Source organism: Symbiobacterium sp. (assembly GCF_040797425.1).
Taxonomy (GTDB): domain Bacteria; phylum Bacillota; class Sulfobacillia; order Symbiobacteriales; family Symbiobacteriaceae; genus Symbiobacterium.
The window spans coordinates 24,790-40,440 of the sequence record NZ_JBFNEH010000037.1 but is presented as its reverse complement, the minus strand read 5'-3'; the positions used below and the strand labels follow the sequence as shown (position 1 = coordinate 40,440).

The 15,651-nt window shown below is 67.7% G+C and carries 17 protein-coding genes; 9 read left to right on the top strand and 8 right to left on the bottom strand.

Annotated features, from left to right (window positions below):
* Positions 1 to 991 (top strand): hypothetical protein (locus AB2385_RS12195; protein ID WP_367655281.1); only part of this gene is annotated, 991 nt, incomplete at its 5' end.
* Positions 992 to 1,049: 58 nt separating this feature from the next.
* On the opposite strand, the gene AB2385_RS12190 is transcribed toward AB2385_RS12195, so the two are convergent.
* The gene (locus AB2385_RS12190) at positions 1,050 to 1,313 is read right to left on the bottom strand and encodes a hypothetical protein (RefSeq protein ID WP_367655280.1); all 264 of its coding nucleotides are present in this window, start codon (positions 1,311 to 1,313) and stop codon (positions 1,050 to 1,052) included.
* Positions 1,314 to 1,545: 232 nt separating this feature from the next.
* Between AB2385_RS12190 and AB2385_RS12185 the strand changes: the two genes are divergently transcribed.
* The 5 genes from AB2385_RS12185 to AB2385_RS12165 all read left to right on the top strand — a co-directional run bounded on the left by AB2385_RS12185 (position 1,546) and on the right by AB2385_RS12165 (position 6,377).
* Positions 1,546 to 2,187, top strand: coding sequence for a helix-turn-helix transcriptional regulator (locus AB2385_RS12185; RefSeq protein WP_367655279.1), 642 nt, complete (start codon positions 1,546 to 1,548; stop codon positions 2,185 to 2,187).
* Positions 2,188 to 2,349: 162 nt separating this feature from the next.
* Positions 2,350 to 3,156: a PaaX family transcriptional regulator C-terminal domain-containing protein gene (locus AB2385_RS12180; protein ID WP_367655278.1), complete on the top strand. Its 807-nt coding sequence runs from the start codon at positions 2,350 to 2,352 to the stop codon at positions 3,154 to 3,156.
* Positions 3,157 to 3,266: 110 nt separating this feature from the next.
* A complete protein-coding gene (locus AB2385_RS12175) occupies positions 3,267 to 4,040 on the top strand; it encodes an enoyl-CoA hydratase-related protein (RefSeq protein WP_367655277.1) in 774 nt (257 codons plus the stop codon).
* 4 nt (positions 4,041 to 4,044) lie between these two features.
* Positions 4,045 to 4,815 (top strand): enoyl-CoA hydratase-related protein, encoded by a 771-nt coding sequence (locus tag AB2385_RS12170; RefSeq protein WP_367655276.1) that lies wholly within the window; start codon positions 4,045 to 4,047, stop codon positions 4,813 to 4,815.
* 5 nt (positions 4,816 to 4,820) lie between these two features.
* Entirely contained in the window at positions 4,821 to 6,377 is a 1,557-nt protein-coding gene (locus tag AB2385_RS12165; RefSeq protein WP_367655275.1) for a 3-hydroxyacyl-CoA dehydrogenase, read from the top strand.
* Positions 6,378 to 6,447: 70 nt separating this feature from the next.
* Here AB2385_RS12165 and AB2385_RS12160 read toward each other — a convergent pair whose 3' ends face one another.
* The 4 genes from AB2385_RS12160 to AB2385_RS12145 are packed head-to-tail and all read right to left on the bottom strand — an operon-like array spanning position 6,448 to position 9,731.
* Entirely contained in the window at positions 6,448 to 7,074 is a 627-nt protein-coding gene (locus tag AB2385_RS12160; RefSeq protein WP_367655274.1) for a DUF47 domain-containing protein, read from the bottom strand.
* 45 nt (positions 7,075 to 7,119) lie between these two features.
* Entirely contained in the window at positions 7,120 to 7,341 is a 222-nt protein-coding gene (locus AB2385_RS12155; protein WP_367655273.1) for a DUF2905 domain-containing protein, read from the bottom strand.
* Between the two features lie 15 nt (positions 7,342 to 7,356).
* Positions 7,357 to 9,012, bottom strand: coding sequence for a hypothetical protein (locus AB2385_RS12150; protein ID WP_367655272.1), 1,656 nt, complete (start codon positions 9,010 to 9,012; stop codon positions 7,357 to 7,359).
* The gene (locus tag AB2385_RS12145; protein ID WP_367655271.1) at positions 9,009 to 9,731 is read right to left on the bottom strand and encodes an ABC transporter ATP-binding protein; all 723 of its coding nucleotides are present in this window, start codon (positions 9,729 to 9,731) and stop codon (positions 9,009 to 9,011) included. Before AB2385_RS12145 ends, AB2385_RS12150 begins: the two co-directional genes overlap by 4 nt.
* 324 nt (positions 9,732 to 10,055) lie before the next feature.
* Between AB2385_RS12145 and AB2385_RS12140 the strand changes: the two genes are divergently transcribed.
* Positions 10,056 to 11,183, top strand: coding sequence for a S1C family serine protease (locus tag AB2385_RS12140; RefSeq protein ID WP_367655270.1), 1,128 nt, complete (start codon positions 10,056 to 10,058; stop codon positions 11,181 to 11,183).
* Here AB2385_RS12140 and spo0A read toward each other — a convergent pair.
* A complete protein-coding gene (gene spo0A, locus AB2385_RS12135) occupies positions 11,065 to 11,826 on the bottom strand; it encodes a sporulation transcription factor Spo0A (RefSeq protein WP_367655269.1) in 762 nt (253 codons plus the stop codon). The genes AB2385_RS12140 and spo0A overlap by 119 nt on opposite strands.
* A gap of 332 nt (positions 11,827 to 12,158) precedes the next feature.
* Here spo0A and AB2385_RS12130 point away from each other — a divergent pair, with 332 nt between their 5' ends.
* Positions 12,159 to 13,391 (top strand): uracil-xanthine permease family protein, encoded by a 1,233-nt coding sequence (locus AB2385_RS12130; RefSeq protein WP_367655268.1) that lies wholly within the window; start codon positions 12,159 to 12,161, stop codon positions 13,389 to 13,391.
* 73 nt (positions 13,392 to 13,464) lie between these two features.
* Here the strand turns inward: AB2385_RS12130 and AB2385_RS12125 are convergent, their stop codons facing one another.
* On the bottom strand, positions 13,465 to 14,034 hold the full coding sequence (locus tag AB2385_RS12125; RefSeq protein WP_367655267.1) for a hypothetical protein: 570 nt from the start codon (positions 14,032 to 14,034) through the stop codon (positions 13,465 to 13,467).
* Between the two features lie 247 nt (positions 14,035 to 14,281).
* Here AB2385_RS12125 and AB2385_RS12120 point away from each other — a divergent pair, with 247 nt between their 5' ends.
* Complete coding sequence (locus tag AB2385_RS12120; protein WP_367655266.1) at positions 14,282 to 15,100, top strand: Asp23/Gls24 family envelope stress response protein; 819 nt, start codon at positions 14,282 to 14,284, stop codon at positions 15,098 to 15,100.
* A 38-nt stretch (positions 15,101 to 15,138) separates the two neighbouring features.
* Here AB2385_RS12120 and AB2385_RS12115 read toward each other — a convergent pair whose 3' ends face one another.
* Entirely contained in the window at positions 15,139 to 15,465 is a 327-nt protein-coding gene (locus AB2385_RS12115; protein WP_367655265.1) for a hypothetical protein, read from the bottom strand.
* Between the last annotated feature and the right edge of the window lie 186 nt (positions 15,466 to 15,651).

Sequence of the window (15,651 nt, the reverse complement as noted above, 5' to 3'; positions counted from 1 at the left end):
GATCTACACCACCCGGGTGGAGGACTACGACCCCGAGAACGCCACGGTGACGTACTCCTGCACCGGCTCGTTCCGCGACGTGCACGGCTGCGGCCACCGGGGCACCCAGAGCGCCCTGGGGGGCCGGGGCAAGTTCTTCTGGAAGGCCGACTGGGCCCTGCGCTGGTACGTGTTCGGCGTGAACTTCGAGATGCACGGCAAGGACCTCATCGACTCGGCCAAGCTCTCCAGCGCCATCGTGCGGCTGCTGGGGGGCGAGCCGCCGGTGACGATGTTCTACGAACTCTTCCTCACTGAGGAGGGGCGGAAGATCTCGAAGTCGACGGGCGCCGGCATCTCGATGGAGAACTGGGGCCGCTGGGGCACCCAGGATTCGCTCAACCTGCTGATGTTCAAGAACCCGCGGCAGCAGAAGCGGCTGAGCCCGGAGTCGGTCATTCAGTACACTGACGAGACGCTCACCATGGCGCCTGAAGACCCGCAGTACCCGTTCATCTACTACCACGGCGACCGGCCGGACCTGGGCGGGCTGCGCTACTCCGACATCATCAACCTGGTCAACGCGATCTCGGAGACCGACCCCGAGATTCTGCTGGAGTACCTGGGCCGCTCCTTCGGCCACGAGCGCATCCGGAGGAACGAGCCCTTCGTCCGGGAGTTGCTGGAGAAGGCCATCCATTACTACGAGGACTTTGTCCTGCCCACCCGGCGCACGCCGGAGCTCACCGAGGCCGAGTGGAACATGGTCGAGGAGTTCGAGCAGATGATGATGCAGGCCCCGGACGCCGAGGCGATCCAGACCGGCGTGTTTGCCATCGCCAGGGCGCACGGGATGCCGCCGAAGGACTTCTTCAAGATCCTCTACGGCGTATTGCTGGGCTCCGACAGCGGCCCGCGCATCGGCGGGTTCGTGGAACTGGTCGGCCGGGAACGCGTGCGTGACCTGATCCGCGCCGCCCGGGCGAAGGCCGGCCAGACCGCCGGGGCCTAGAGGGAAGGCATAGCAAATCGGCCGCCCCCGTGGGGCGGCCGTTGGCTGTTTTGGGTGGCTATGAAACCTTGCCCAGTTGGTTGAGCAGGGCCAGCGGGGGCGCGGCGGGGAGGGTTTGCCGGGTTGAGCCGGAGACCCTGGTCAGCACGTAGGCCTGGCGCTGGTGCGAGACGTTCCGCAGGAACGCCTCCAGATGGGCGCGGGAGCAGAACTTCATTGCAAACGCGTCGGCTGCCGGGTGCTGCAGGCGGCTTTCCGGCATGAGCACGTAGGCCAGTTTCTCGTCCTCGAACTGCTCCAAGCAGTACTTGCAGATGAACACCAGGGCTCACCTCCAGGTTCCTTCACCATCAAGATTATTGCAGCAGTGATTGTCTGTCCAGCCTTCGCCCTGGCCGGAAAGGAGACGGCCAGACCCTGGAGTAGCGCCGATTGGGCAGCCGACTAGTACCAAAGCCCCACATTGGGTGACAAAAGTCTTAAGAAAGTATCCAGCAGATCTTCTGTGTGTTAAAATGTTGGCAGTCAGATTCGGTGTAGAGGGAGGGAGCCCGTTGTCTGCTGATCTGATGCCCCGCCAGGAGGAGATTTCCACGCGCCGCGAGATCATCAACCTGCTGCGCGTGGTTGGGCCCATGACGGTGGGGGAGTTGGGCGAACGCCTGCACATCACGCACGTCGCGGTGCGGCGCCACCTGACCTCACTGGAGCGGGACGGGCTGGTGACTTCAGTGCAGCAGCGGTTGCCGATGGGACGGCCGACGCGGGTCTACTCGCTGACCGAGGCGGCCGACAACCTGTTCCCGAAGAAGTACGGCGCACTGGCCGTGGAGTTGCTGGACTTCCTGGCCGAGGTCAACCCGGCCATGGTGGAGTCTTTCTTTGCCCACCGGGGTCGTGCGCTCGTGGAGCGGTACGCCGGCCAGGTCACGGGTGAGAGCATGGCCGAACGGGTGGAACAGCTCACGGCCGTGCAGCAGGCCAACGGGTACCTGGCCGAGTGCGAGCAGGGCGAGGGCGGCGTGGTGTTCCTGAAGGAGTACAACTGCCCCGTGCACCAGGTCTCGCGCCGGTACCCCCACGCCTGCGCCCATGAACTGGATTTCTTCAAGGCGGTGCTGGGCACGGAGAACGTCGAGCGCGTGGAGTGCATCGCCAGGGGCGGCCAGTGCTGCCGCTATCGCATCGGCCCCTGAACCTCACAAAGCGGGCATGCGCCGGCCTCGGTGGAGGCCGGCGCTCTTTTTTCGCAGGGAGCCTGCGGCAGGGGCGCGGCTGCCGGTGGCGAATCTGTCTGTACAGCAGGAATCTTCCTGGCCCTTTCGGGGCGGAAATCGGGGCGAGGGGCAGGTGACGCGATGAGGGCCCGCTCCCTGCTGTTCAACCTGTGGGGCGATTACATTCAGCATGTGGGGGGCGAGGTCTGGGCTTCCACCCTGGCGGCCCTTGTGGCTCCCTTCGGCGTGAGCGAGGCGGCGCTCCGCCAGGCGCTTTCCCGCATGGCCCGGCAGGGCTGGCTGGAGGTGCGGAAGGTGGGGAGCCGCACCCGTTACGCCCTGTCCGCGGCGGGCCGGCGACGCATCGCCGAAGCCTCGCGCCGGGTCTACGACGGGCGGGACACGGACTGGGACGGCCGCTGGCGGGTGCTGGTCTACTCCATCCCCGAGACCCTGCGCCGGCGCCGCAACGACCTCCGGAGGGAGCTGGTCTGGACGGGTTTTGCCTCCCTTTCGCCCGGAACCTGGATCTCGCCGAATCCGCTGGAGGAGTCGGTGCGGGTGCTGCTCCGCCGCTACGGCATCGCGGATTACGCGACGCTTTTCGTGGCGGAGCACGTGGGGGAGCTCCCGGCGGCCGAACTGGTGCGGCGCTGCTGGGACCTCGACGCCATTCAGGCCAGCTACGACCGCTTCATTGCCCTCTGGGAGCCCCGCTTCGCCACGGTGGAGGCCCGGCTGCGGAGCGACGAGGAGCGGTTCGTGGAGGAGATTCGCCTCGTCCACGAATATCGCAAGTTCCTGTTCGTCGATCCGGGCCTGCCTCTCCAGCTCCTGCCCTGCCCCTGGCGCGGCCACGACGCCCGTCGTCTGTTCCAGGCCTACTACGCCGCGCTCCGGCCGGGGGCGCTCCGGTTCCTCGAGGGACGGTTCGAACCGGCAGGGTGAGGGAGAGACATGCGCACCCCCGCGGGGAAGCGCTCCGCATTCGCGAGGGGGTTGCTCATGATCCTGGTCCGGGGCCAGTCGCCCCGGTGGGGAAAGAGGAGGAGATGGGCATGGCGTACGAGCACATTCTGGTCTTCCGCGAGGGAGCCGTGGGCCGGGTGCAGCTGAACCGTCCCCAGGCCCTCAACGCCCTCAACGCGGCGCTGATGGCGGAGCTGGTGGCGGCCTTCCGGGAGTTCGAGCAGGATCCCGGGATTGGCTGTCTGCTGTTGCACGGGAGCGACAGGGCGTTCGGGGCCGGTGCCGACATCAAGGAGATGGCGGAGATGGGCGCCATCGACATGTACACCCGCGACCATATCTCGCTGTGGGACGAGGTCGCCCGGGTGAAGAAACCCATCGTCGCGGCCGTGAGCGGCTACTGCCTGGGCGGCGCGCTGGAGCTGGCCATGCTCTGCGACATCATCGTCGCCTCGGAGACGGCGAAGTTCGGCCAGCCGGAGATCAACATCGGCGTGCTGCCCGGCGCCGGGGGCACCCAGCGGCTGACCCGGGCCGTGGGCAAGTCGCTGGCGATGGAGATGGTATTGACCGGCCGGATGCTCACGGCCCAGGAGTCGCTGGCCGCGGGGCTGGTCAGCCGGGTGGTGCCGGTGGAGGCCTACCTCAGCGAGGCGCAGAAGCTCGCCGCGGAGATCGCCTCCAAGTCGCCGCTGGCCCTGCGGCTGGCCAAGGAGGCGGTGCTCCAGTCTTTCGAGACCCCGCTCTCGGCCGGGCTGGCTTACGAGCGCCGGCTCTTTGCCCTGGCGTTCGCGTCGGAGGACCAGAAGGAAGGGATGCAGGCGTTTGCCGAGAAGCGGCAGCCGCAGTGGAAGGGGAGGTAGACCCGTGGGGGAGGCAGCGGTGCTCTACGCCGTGGGGGAGGGCGTCTGCACGATTACCCTCAACCGCCCCGAACGGCTGAACGCGTTCAACCTGGCCCAGCACGAGGGGCTGATTGCGGCCCTGCGGCAGGCCGAGCGGGACCCCGCCGTGCGCTGCGTAGTGATCACCGGCGCCGGCCGGGGGTTCTGCGCCGGGCAGGACCTGGCAGACCTGGGCGACCAGCCGATCGGCCAGCTCGTCCGCCGGTACTACAACACGTGGATCCGGCAGATCCGCAGCCTGGAGAAGCCCGTGCTGGCGGCCGTGAATGGCGTGGCGGCGGGCGCCGGGGTCAGCCTGGCCCTGGCGTGCGACCTGGTGGTGATGGCCGAGAGCGCCTCGCTGGTGCAGGCCTTCGTCCGGGTGGGGCTGGTACCGGACTCCGGGGCCTCCTACTTCCTGCCGCGCCTCATCGGCCACCACAAGGCCATGGAGCTGGCCCTGTTCGGCGACCGGTTGAGCGCGGCGGAGGCGCATGCCTTGGGCCTCTGCAACCGGGTCGTGCCCGACGGGGAGCTGCAGGCGGCCGTGGCCGACTGGGCCGGCCGCCTGGCCCGGGGACCCCGGTCGATGGGCTGGATCAAGCGGCTGATCAGCCGGGGGCTGGAGCGTCCGCTGGATGAGGCGCTGGAGCACGAGGCCTACCTCCAGGAGGCGGCCGTGGCCACCGCGGACGCCCGGGAGGGGCTCCAGGCTTTCCAGCAGCGGCGGGCGCCTGATTTCATAGGGAGGTAACGGCCTTGCGGATTGGCGTGGTCGGAGCCGGAACGATGGGCGCCGGCATCGCCCAGGTGGCGGCCCAGGCGGAGTTCGGCGTGCTGCTCTACGACGTGGACCCTGCCGCTCTCACGCGCGCCCTCCGGCGAGTGGAGGCAGACCTGGAGCGGCAGGTGGCGCGCGGGCGGCTGACGGGCGAGCGGGCGGCGGCCGCCCGCGCCCGCATCACCACTACCACGGCCCTGGGGGACATCGCCGGGGCGGACTTCGTCATCGAGGCCGCACCCGAGGACCTGGAACTGAAGCGCTCCCTCTTCGAACGGCTGGATCGGCTCTGCCGCCCCGAGGTGGTGCTGGCCACCAACACCTCGTCGTTGTCGGTGACGCAGATCGGCGCCCTGGCCGGCCGCCCCGAGCGGGTCGTGGGCATGCACTTCTTCAACCCCGTCCCGGCGATGCGGCTGGTGGAGGTGGTCGCGGGCGACGGCTCCGGTGAGGCGGCGCTGCAGGCGGCAGAGGCGCTGGCCCGGGCCATGGGCAAGGAGCCGGTGCGCGTGCGGGACACCCCGGGGTTCATCGTGAACCGGGTTGCCCGGCCGTTCTCCGGCGAGGCCCTGCGCATCCTGGGGGAGGGGGTGGCCACGCCGGCGCAGGTGGACCGCATCGCCAGGCTGGCCTGCGGGTTCCGCATGGGGCCGTTTGAGCTCATGGACCTGGTGGGGCTCGACATCAACTTCGCCGTACATCAGTCGGTGTATAACCAGTTCTTCGGTGAGCCGCGGTTCCGGCCGCATCCCCTGCAAGAGCGGATGGTCAAGGCAGGTCGGCTGGGCCGGAAGACGGGTCAGGGCTGGTACCGCTACGAGGACGGGGCGATCGTGGACGGCCCGGCCCCGGCGCAGTACGCTCTGACGCCCGGCCCCCGTGTGGCCGAGGTGAGTCGGGTGGCGGTGCTGGGCGATCCGGCCCTCGCCGACCTGGTCGCCTCCGCCGGCTACCGCCTGGTGGAGTGCTGTGCCGACGCCGACCTCGTGGTGCTGGGCGGGGCCGACCTCCTGGAGGGCCGGCAGCCTGATCCGGATGTCGTGGTGCTCGTCGAGGCCTCTACCTGCCCGACCACGGAACTGGCCTCCCGCACGGTCAGCCCGGCCCGCGTGGTGGGCTTCGGCGGCATTCCCCGGGTCAGCCGTCGCCAGCTGGTAGAGGTGGCGCCCGGGCTCCGCACGGACCCCGCGGCCACCGCCCTGGCCGTGCGGTTCTTCCACTCGCTGGGTCGCGACACCGAGGTGGTGGCCGACGGCCCGGGGCTGGTGGCGGCCCGGATCCTGGCCTGCCTGGTCAACGAGGCGGCGTTCGCCCTCCAGGAAGGGGTGGCCTCCGCGGCCGGAATTGACGCCGCCATGCGCCTGGGCGTCAACTACCCCAGGGGCCCGCTGGAGTGGGGCGACGAGATCGGCCCCGACGTCGTGCTGGCGGTGCTGGAGGGGCTCCGGCAGCAGACGGGTGAGGAGCGCTACCGCCCTGCGCCCTACCTGCGGAAGTGCGTGCAGGCGGGGGAGAGGCTCGGCCAGGGGCGTTGAGACCGAAAGACGGGGTCCCGCCACCGGCGGATGCCGGGGCGGGACCCCCTTGCGTGGGTGCAGGCGAGGCTCAGGCCCGCTTCATGATCACCCCTTCCAGGGTGTTGACCACGGCCTCCACCTGGTCCGTGGCCTCCTCCAGCGTTTCGTAGATCTCTTTCATCGTGATGAACCGGATCGGGTCGGACGCCCCCTGGTCGTAGAGCTCGGAGAGAGCCAGCCGCAGCTCGTCGTCGCCGTGGTTCTCCAGCGTGTTGATCTGGCGGATGCGCTCTCCGATCTCCAGGAGCTTTCCGCCCGCGAGCAGGTCGATCGCCGCGACCAGTTCGGTGGCCTGCGCCCTGAGAATCTGGGCGAAGGCCCGGAAGTGCTTGTCGCTGCTCTCTACCCGGTAGATGCCGATGCGGGCGGCCGCCGCCTCCATGGCATCGACGACAGAGTCGATCGCCACGCCCAGTGCGGCCAGGTCCCCGCGGTCCAGGGGGGTGGCGAACGTCTTGTTAATGCGCTCGAACAGGCGATGGGTGAGCTCGTCGCCCTTCGATTCCAACTCCTTGATCGCCGGGCCCAGGTCCGAATATAGCGTGGGTTCCTCCAGCAGGCGTCCCAGCATTGAAGCCACCTCAGCCACGTTCTCCGTGGCCTGGCGCAGCAACTCGTAGAACTGTTGGCTCCGGATGTTCCCGAACAACATCATGGGCCTTTCCCCCTTCTCGATCGGGTTCGAGCATCCGCTACCATTCTACCTCCCGATCCGCTGGAAAAGCCAGAAGAGGAGCGAGAGGCCCACGCTCAGCAGGATGCAGGTGGCGAGGGGGAAGTAGAAGGTGAAGTTGCCCCGGCGAATCAGAATGTCGCCGGGAAGCCGGCCGAGGCCGGGCAGGAACCGTTCGATCAGGGCCACCGCGCCGCCCACCACCAGCAGCACTGCCCCGATGATCATGAGCGTGCGTCCGATGTGCATGTGCGCAGACTCCCTTCACTGTTCGTACTGCGGATAGCGGAGATCGGCCAGGGCGCCGACCATCCGGCCCAGTCCCCACGTCTCGAGGGCCAGCACGACGAGCAGGCCCGGGAGGAAGGCGGGACGGGCCAGGTGGAAGAGGAGCACCGCCACCAGGGCGGTGGCCAGGGTTACGCCCAGGTTGACCAGCATGGCGAGCAGGGAGTTGGTGTTGCCCTTCATCGCTTGCTGGGGATCGGTCCACGTGAGGTGTGGCCGCATGACGTCCACGAGCAGCCCCGTATAACCGGTGAGCGCCCCGGTGAGCGGCCCGCCCACGAGGGCGACGGCCAGGTTGCGCGGGGTGGCCAGTCCGAACCAGGCCATGGCCCCGACCACGACCGCCAGGTTCAGCAGGCTGAAGAGCAGGCTGTGGAGCTGCTTGGCGTGAATCTGCAGCCGGGGCGGAACGGGCAGCGAGCGGCTGATCCAGAACCAGCGCCCCTCGCGGCTGATGGCCGAAGAGGGAACGACCGAGGCGGCGTTGAGGAAGAACAGGGTGCCGAGCACCGCCACCGGCGTCCACGGCCGGTCCGCCCAGCGGGCGATGTCGATCCCCTGCAGGGGCCCATCGGCACCCGCCAGGGGGATGATGGCGATGATGGGCAGGAGCAGGGGAACGACGACGGCCGAGAGCAGGAAGGTGGGGTTCCGGTTCAGCAGACGGACCTCCCGGAGGAGGAGCGCCGCCAGCGGGGATCGCACCCGTGCCGTTTGCCGGGCGAGGGCGCTCCGGGTCACCTGCCGCCCCGACGCGCGGCTCTCGTCGCCGCCCAGCAGCCCGCCAAAGAAGAGCCGCTCGGCGCCCAGCACCAGGGCGGCCAGCGCGGCGCTCACCGCGGCGGTAAACAGCAGGAAGCCCGGTATGCCCAGGGCCGGGCTGCCGGCCTGCAGCGCCTGTGTGCCCCAGACCGAGGTGACCACCCACCGGGCGATCCCCTCCACCAACGGCTGCTGTTCCTGGATGAGCCGCTGGATCTCCGCCGGGTCGACTCCATTCTGCTGGAAGCGGCTGCTGAACTGGATCAGCAGCGCCAGGGCCACGCCGATCAGGGCGCCGAACACTCGCAGCAGATCCCGGTTGCGCCGCAGGTTGGTGACCCGCATGAGCACCAGGCTGAACAGCGCCGCCAGCACCAGGGGCACCACTGGCAGCATGAGGAAAATCAACAGCGCGAAGGGAATGTAGAGCGGACCCACGTCGGCCAGGACGCCGTAAACCGCCAGGGCGGGCAGCACCAGCGGGGCCATGGTGATGTACTCATTCAGCATCACCGCCGTCAGCTTCGCGACCACGATTTCGCTGGGCCTCAGGGGCAGGGGAATCAGGTACTTCAGGTCTTTGCTGAAGTAGAAGACGGAGAGCACGTACAGCACGCCGAAGACCAGGCAGGCGAGCTGTCCGGCGGTCAGGGCCAGCGTGAGCATCAGCTCGGGCTGGCCGAACAGCTCCAGACCCCGGTAGAGGCCGACGTACATCAACGTGATCATCACGAACAGCGGGATAAAGGCCAGCGCGAGCAGCGGGAGCAGGAGCAGGCCCGTGCGGGACCGGGTGCCTGAGAAGCGCTCGAGGTTGCCCCGCCAGGTCTGGATGAGCGTCACGCGCAGGAGGGGCCAGACGTGTCTCATTGCTCGGTCAACTCCAGGAAGATGGATTCCAGCGTTTCGCCGGTCTGGCCCTGGCGGAGCTCGTCCAGCGTGCCGCAGGCGATGATGCGACCCCGGTTGATGATCGCCACCCGGTCGCACAGCCGCTCCGCCACCTCCAGCACGTGGGTGGAGAAGAAGAGCGTGCGGTTGTTACGGGTGTGCTCCACCATCAGTTCCTTGAGGTGGTGGGCGGAGCGGGGGTCGAGGCCGACCATCGGCTCGTCCAGCACCCACACGGGCGGGTTGCGCATGAGGGCGGCGATGAGCACCAGCTTCTGCTGCATGCCGTGGGAGTAGCTGTCGATGCGGTCGAACAGCGCACCGGTGATTTCGAAGATGTCGGCGAGCCGCTCGATGCGCTCCTGCCGCTCGCGGGCCGAGATGCCGCACACGTCGGCGATGAAGTTCAGGTACTCGAGGCCGGTGAGCCGGTCGTAGACCTCCGGCGTGTCGGGAACGTAGGCGATCTGCCGCTTGGCTTCCAGCGGCTGGGTCACCACGTCGTACCCGCCCACGCGCACCGTGCCGGAATCGGGCCGCAGCAGCCCCACGATCATCTTGATCGTCGTCGTCTTGCCAGCGCCGTTCGGCCCGAGGAAGCCGAAGATTTCGCCGGGGCGGACCGTGAGGCTGAGGTTGTCCACCGCCTTCTTCGCGCCGCCGCCATAGCTCTTGGAGACGTTCAGTAGTTCGATCATGGCGCAGCTCCCCTCCCGCGGCTGAGGCGCCCTCCCACCTTCGGGTCCACAGCCGCCATTCGTGATATATTGGTGCCACAGGTCGCGCTTTCCTCTTAACGAATCTACCTTACAGACCAGTCGGGATCGGCCGTTCGTTCGGCCAGCGGCAGGGCTGAAGCGCGGGCGCCCGGTTGAGAACAAACGACAAGAGACGTAAAATGGCATGTTAGGGTGTTCGATGATCGGCTTCGGCCGCGATCATGCCCCGCCTGCAACTGCACCCGGCTGCCCCGCGACGGGTGGCGGGGTGGAGCAGGCGGGCGAGTGGGGGGGACCATGGGCGTGGATGCATTTTCCTCAGCCCTGATCGGAGCGCTGGACAAGATCCGTCCGGCGGTGGTGCATATCTACGCCGTCACGCCCAAGACCGGACAGATCGCTCTGGGTACCGGTGTGATCCTGGACCATTACCATATCATCACCACCGCCCAGGTGGTGGCCCTCGAGGACGAGATTACGGTCAAGACCAGCGATGGCAAGCGCCGGCGGGCCGAGTGCATCGGCCTCGATCCGCTGTACTTCCTCGCGGTCCTGCGGGTTGAGGAGCGGCTCCCCGTGGATCCGCCCACCTTTGCGCCCGACGGCACCGTTCCCGTGGGGCTGTTCGTGTGCGCCGCAGGGTTTGCCCTGGGCCAGGAGCTGACGGCGACCAGCGGCATCATCTGCAGTTCCGACCGCACCATCTACCGGCCCAAGGCGCGGGGGCGGGGCAACCTGCCCGTTGACGGGCTGCTGCTTACCAACGCCGCCGTGCATCCGGGCAACGCCGGCGGCCCCCTGGTCGACCTGGAGGGCCGGGTGGTCGGCATCAACGGCATCCCCTGGCAGGGCGGCATGTCGCTGGTGTTGCAGGCGGCGGTGGCGGCCCGGGTGGCCAGCCAGATCATCGACTACGGCTACGCCGTGCATCCCTGGCTCGGCTTCTCGGGTGAGGGCGACGTGATCGACGACATCTGGGTGGAAATGCTGAACCTGCCCAACGACCGCGGGCTGGTGGTCCAGTATGTGCAGCCGGGTGGGCCCGGTCAGCGGGCGGGCGTGCAGGAGATGGATATGGTGATGGCTGTGGACGGCCGGCAGCCCGTCACCAGCACCGGAATGATCCGCAAGATCCTCGCCTCTCACCGCTATGGCGAGCGCGTGCCGCTGACGGTGCTCCGGCAGGGCGAGATGATCGAGCTGCACCTGTCGGTGGAGGAGGTACCGGGGCTCGACCAGCTCACGAACGGCACCGTCGTGGAGTCGACGTTGCGGGAACACTATGACGAATCAGCCGGGGGGCGGGGGCTCATCAGGAGGAGCCCACCGCCCCCCGCAGGTGATCGGCCAGCATGGCCACGAACTCCGAGTTGGTGGGCTTGCCTCGCACGTGGTGCACCGTGGCGCCGAAGAGGCGCTGCAGGTCGTTGATGTCGGCCCTGCCCCAGGCCACCTCGATGGCGTGGCGGATCGAGCGCTCCACCCGGTTGGGTTGCGTGTTGTGCAGGCGGGCGATGTAGGGATACAGCTCCTTGGTCATCCCGCAAGAGGTCTTGTTGCTGCTGAGCACGTACTGCACGGCGTCTTTCAGGAAGCGGTAGCCCTGCAGATGGGCCGGCACCCCGCTCCGGCGCAGCAGCTCGGCAATGGTGCGGGGACTGGGGGCGGCGCGCCCCGCCTGGGTTCCCTGCGCCGCCGTCTGGTGACCGCACACGAGGAGGGCCCGCTCGGCCACCAGTTCCGGCGAGCAGGGACGGAGGAGGCAGTACGTCGCGCCGCTCTCATAATAATGTTGCACCAGCCGGTCGGACGCGCAGGAGAGCAGCAGCAGCACGTTGGGGCGCTGGCCGGGCTCGATCTGGGCCAGGACGCCCAGGCCGTCCAGGTGGGGCAGCACGTCATCGAGGACCAGCAGGTCCGGGCGCAGCGACCGGACCAGCTCGACGGCCTCGAGGCCGTGTCGCGCTTCGCCCACCACGGCGAACTGGCTCATGCCCTCGAACTGGTCCAGGAGGCGCTGCCGTTCCTCGTGGTTATCGTTGGCGATGACGACGGTGCTCCGGCCTTCCGCCATGTTGCAGACCCCTCCTTCTCCAGAGGAGAGAATCCTAACTTCGGGTTTGAAATACCTTCCAGTGCCCACAAAAATTACATGTCCCCGCGGCCGTCTTTGCCGGGGCAGAAGCGCGGATTTCTTTCATGTCCCGTCTGGCACACACGTCCGGAACGTGATACACTGAGTGCGAACTGAATACCGGCGACCTTTAAGACAGTCCCGTGAGACTGGCAAGGTCACATGGTGAGGTGCGCCCTGGTCGGTGTACCTGCCACGCGACTTCTTGCCTCGCCGGTAAGGGGTCCTTTTTTATGCGTCGCAGGGACCAATACGATCAGGGGGTATGTGCGATGGCGGCTTCCACAGGTACGCTCTCCCAGGGCAAGCGGTTCGTCCTCGGCCTTCAGCACGCGGCGGCCATGTTCGGCGCCACGGTGCTTGTCCCGATGCAGACAGGCCTTCATCCCAGCGTTGCCCTCCTCACCGCCGGTCTCGGCACCCTGCTCTTCCACGTGGTGACCAAGGGCAAGGTGCCGGTCTTCCTGGGTTCCAGCTTTGCCTTCATCGCGGCCATCCAGCTGGTGGGCCAGCGGGAAGGGCTCGAGTACGCGACGGGCGGCATCATCGCCGCCGGGCTGGTCTACATGGCGCTGGCCGGGCTGGTCTACCTGTTCGGCGTGGACCGGGTGCGCAGCTTCTTCCCGCCCATCGTCGCCGGCCCGATGATCATGGTCATTGGACTCACGCTGGCCGACACGGCGGTGGGCATGGCCTCCGCCCACTGGGGCGTCGCCCTGATCACGCTGCTGGCCGTGGTGCTGACGGCGGTCTACGCCCGGGGCTTCTTCAAGCTGCTGCCCATCATGACGGGCATCGTGGTGGGCTTTGGGGCAGCCCTGGCCTTCGGGCTCGTCGACTGGACCGCGGTGCAGGCGGCTGACTGGTTCGCCGTGCCGCCGGTGATGGCGCCGAAGTTCAGCCTTTCGGCGATTCTGGCCATTGCCCCCATCGCTCTGGTGACGATGGTGGAGCACATCGGTGATATCACCACCAACGGGGCGGTGATCGGCAAGGATCTCATCCGTGACCCGGGCCTCCACCGCACCCTGATCGGCGACGGCCTCGCCAGCGCCCTGGCCGGCCTGCTGGGCGGCCCGGCCAACACCACCTACTCCGAGAACACCGGCGTGCTGGCGGTCACGAAGAACTACGACCCCAGCACCCTCCGCATCGCCGCCTGCATCGCCATCGTGATGGCGTTCATCGGAAAGCTGGGCGCCCTGCTCCAGTCGATTCCGCAGCCGGTCATGGGCGGCATCTCCATCGTCCTGTTCGGCATGATTACCTCGGTGGGCATCCGCCAGGTGGTGGACAACCGGGTGGACCTGTCCGACAGCCGCAACCTGGTGATCGCCGCGGTGGTGCTCGTGCTCGGCATCGGTGGTGCGGCGCTCCCGCTGCCCGGCGGGCTCCAGTTGAGCGGCATGGCCCTCTCGGCCCTGGTCGGCATCGCCCTCAACAAGCTCCTGCCGGAGCGCGCCGCGGCCGTATCGGCCGGGCCGGTCCTGACGGGCGACGACTAGCGGATCCGCCTCGGCGTGACATGAGAAGCCCAGCCCGGCGCGCTGCCGGGCTGGGCTGATCTTATGTCGGGGGTTACTGGACTTTCTCGTTGATGGCGTTAATCAGGGCGGCCAGGCCGCCGGCGGGATCGCCCCGGCGGGAGCGGGGCAGGTATTCGTTCTGCACCATCTCCAGCATCTGCTGGAGCGAGATCTTGCGGTCGAAGACGAGGGCGCCCATCGCAAAGCGGATGTTGTGGTTGTCCGCCGGGAAGATCACCAGGAGGATCTCGTTCTTCCCGGGGTAGCCCTGTTCCGCCAGCATCTGATCCAGATAGGCGGTCTTGTCCATCTCCCGGGGCGCATCCGCGATGATAATCGTATACGTAATGGGCGATTCGGCCTCCAGGGCGGTTCGGAGGGCGTCCTTGTCGCCCGGCAGGTCGGGCACCTGGGTCTTACTCTCGCCGTTCTCTCCGGAGGGGTTTTCCGGGGTCTGCGGCGGGTTGGGCTCATCGGTGGGCGAGGGGGCTGGTGAAGGTTGCGGTTCGGTCTGGGTCGGGGGCGGTTCCGGTGCAGGCTGCTCCGCGGACAGGCAGCCGCCGACCAGCAGCGCTGTGCCGAGTATGATCACTACGGCGGGTAGCCACAGAGGTCGACGCATCTCGATCAGACACCCCCCTTGGTGGTCTTACTAGATAATCTAACGATCAAGACGGTCAAAGGTTACGCGCCGGTACCCCTTTCGGCGGGCCTGCCCAAACCGCCATTCCACATAGTAGACGATCCAGCGTCGATTATCCAGTCGGATTTTTGTCCACACGGCCCCGGCCACGGGCGCGTTGCGGGGGCCTGGGGAGATTTGGTAAGGTAGAGAGGGAATACTGGCTTGTTCTGGGGAGGTGGGCTGCGTGGAGGTGATCGCCCTGGTCGGTCCGGCGGGCAGCGGCAAGAGCCACCGCGCCCAGATCGTGGCCTACCAGAACCAGTGCGACCTCATCGTCGACGACGGCCTCCTCATCGACCGGGAGGGCAAGATTCGCGCCGGCACCAGCGCCAAGCGGGAGGAGAACAAGATGGCGGCCGTGCGCCGGGCCATCTTCCTCAACGAGGATCACCGGGAGGAGGTCCGCTCCACACTCTGGTCCCTGAAACCCAAGCGCGTGCTGGTGCTGGGCACGTCCGACGACATGGTCGTCCGCATCTGCGAAGCCCTCGATCTGCCCCACCCCGACCGCACGATCCGCATCGAGGAGATCGCCACGCCGGCGCAGATCCGCCTGGCGCAGCGGAAGCGGCAGCACGAGGGAAAGCACGTCATCCCGGCCCCCACGTTCGAGGTCAAGAAGACCTTCTCGGGCTACATGGTTGACCCGCTGCGCTTCTTCTTCAAGCGCGACCACGGGCTTGACCCGGTGACGCTGGAGAAGTCGGTGGTGCGGCCGACCTTCTCGAGCCTGGGGCGGTTCTTCATCGCCGACACGGTGATCGCCGCCATCGCCACCCGGGCGGCGGAGATGACGCCGGGGATCGGCAAGGTGGGCAAGGTGGTGGTGGAGAGCCGGCGGGAGGGCGTGTTGGTGGACATGGAGGTGCTGCCCCGTTACGGCTTCCAGATCTTCGAGGTGATGAAGGCCGCCCAGAAGGCCGTGGCTGACCAGATCGCACACATGACCGAACTCAACGTGCTCGAGGTGAATGTGGAGGCCAGGCGCCTCCTGGTGGAATGAGAAAGAGCCCCTCCAGGCCATCCGGCCCGTGGGGCTCTTCAGTTGGGCGGCGTATCCTTCTCGACCTTCCGGGGCGGAGCCGGCCAGCTCTGGCGGCCCGGCGAGACGGCCTCGTCCTGCTCGGGCGGTACCGGCCAGACGCGCGCCAGCACGGCAAGCAGGCTGGTCAGGTTGCCGTGGAAGGTGAGGGTGCCCTGGCTCTCCCCCGGCATGCCGCTGATGACGTTGAGCATGAGGCTCACGGTCATGCCGTCCAGGTTGCCCTCGGCCTGTACGTCGCTCTCCAGCAGGTTGATGGGCGTCTCGCAGACTCGCATCTTGCGCCTGCGGCAGGCGTTGAACAACGCCTCCTTTCCCTCGAGCACAGGTTTCCCTCCTCACTCACAGGTCATTAGGTTTGTCATTATAACGAGTTGTGGATCGCGAATACAGCCTTGTTCGGGCAGGAATCTCCTGGTACAATGTACGTAACATGCGGCACCGCGAGAGCGGTGCCGTTTTCTGTACTCTCCGCCGCGGGGGAGGGTCAGCGCAGAAAGCCGGCGCCTCCT

What these genes read in the sequence shown, in the direction of transcription:
- AB2385_RS12180 (WP_367655278.1), top strand. Translation starts at nt 2,350, where the DNA reads ATGAGGGCCCGCTCCCTGCTGTTCAACCTGTGGGGCGATTACATTCAG.
- AB2385_RS12175 (WP_367655277.1), top strand. Translation starts at nt 3,267, where the DNA reads ATGGCGTACGAGCACATTCTGGTCTTCCGCGAGGGAGCCGTGGGCCGG.
- AB2385_RS12160 (WP_367655274.1), bottom strand. Translation starts at nt 7,074, where the DNA reads ATGATGTTGTTCGGGAACATCCGGAGCCAACAGTTCTACGAGTTGCTG.
- AB2385_RS12155 (WP_367655273.1), bottom strand. Translation starts at nt 7,341, where the DNA reads ATGCACATCGGACGCACGCTCATGATCATCGGGGCAGTGCTGCTGGTG.
- AB2385_RS12150 (WP_367655272.1), bottom strand. Translation starts at nt 9,012, where the DNA reads ATGAGACACGTCTGGCCCCTCCTGCGCGTGACGCTCATCCAGACCTGG.
- AB2385_RS12145 (WP_367655271.1), bottom strand. Translation starts at nt 9,731, where the DNA reads ATGATCGAACTACTGAACGTCTCCAAGAGCTATGGCGGCGGCGCGAAG.
- spo0A (WP_367655269.1), bottom strand. Translation starts at nt 11,826, where the DNA reads ATGGCGGAAGGCCGGAGCACCGTCGTCATCGCCAACGATAACCACGAG.
- AB2385_RS12130 (WP_367655268.1), top strand. Translation starts at nt 12,159, where the DNA reads ATGGCGGCTTCCACAGGTACGCTCTCCCAGGGCAAGCGGTTCGTCCTC.
- AB2385_RS12125 (WP_367655267.1), bottom strand. Translation starts at nt 14,034, where the DNA reads ATGCGTCGACCTCTGTGGCTACCCGCCGTAGTGATCATACTCGGCACA.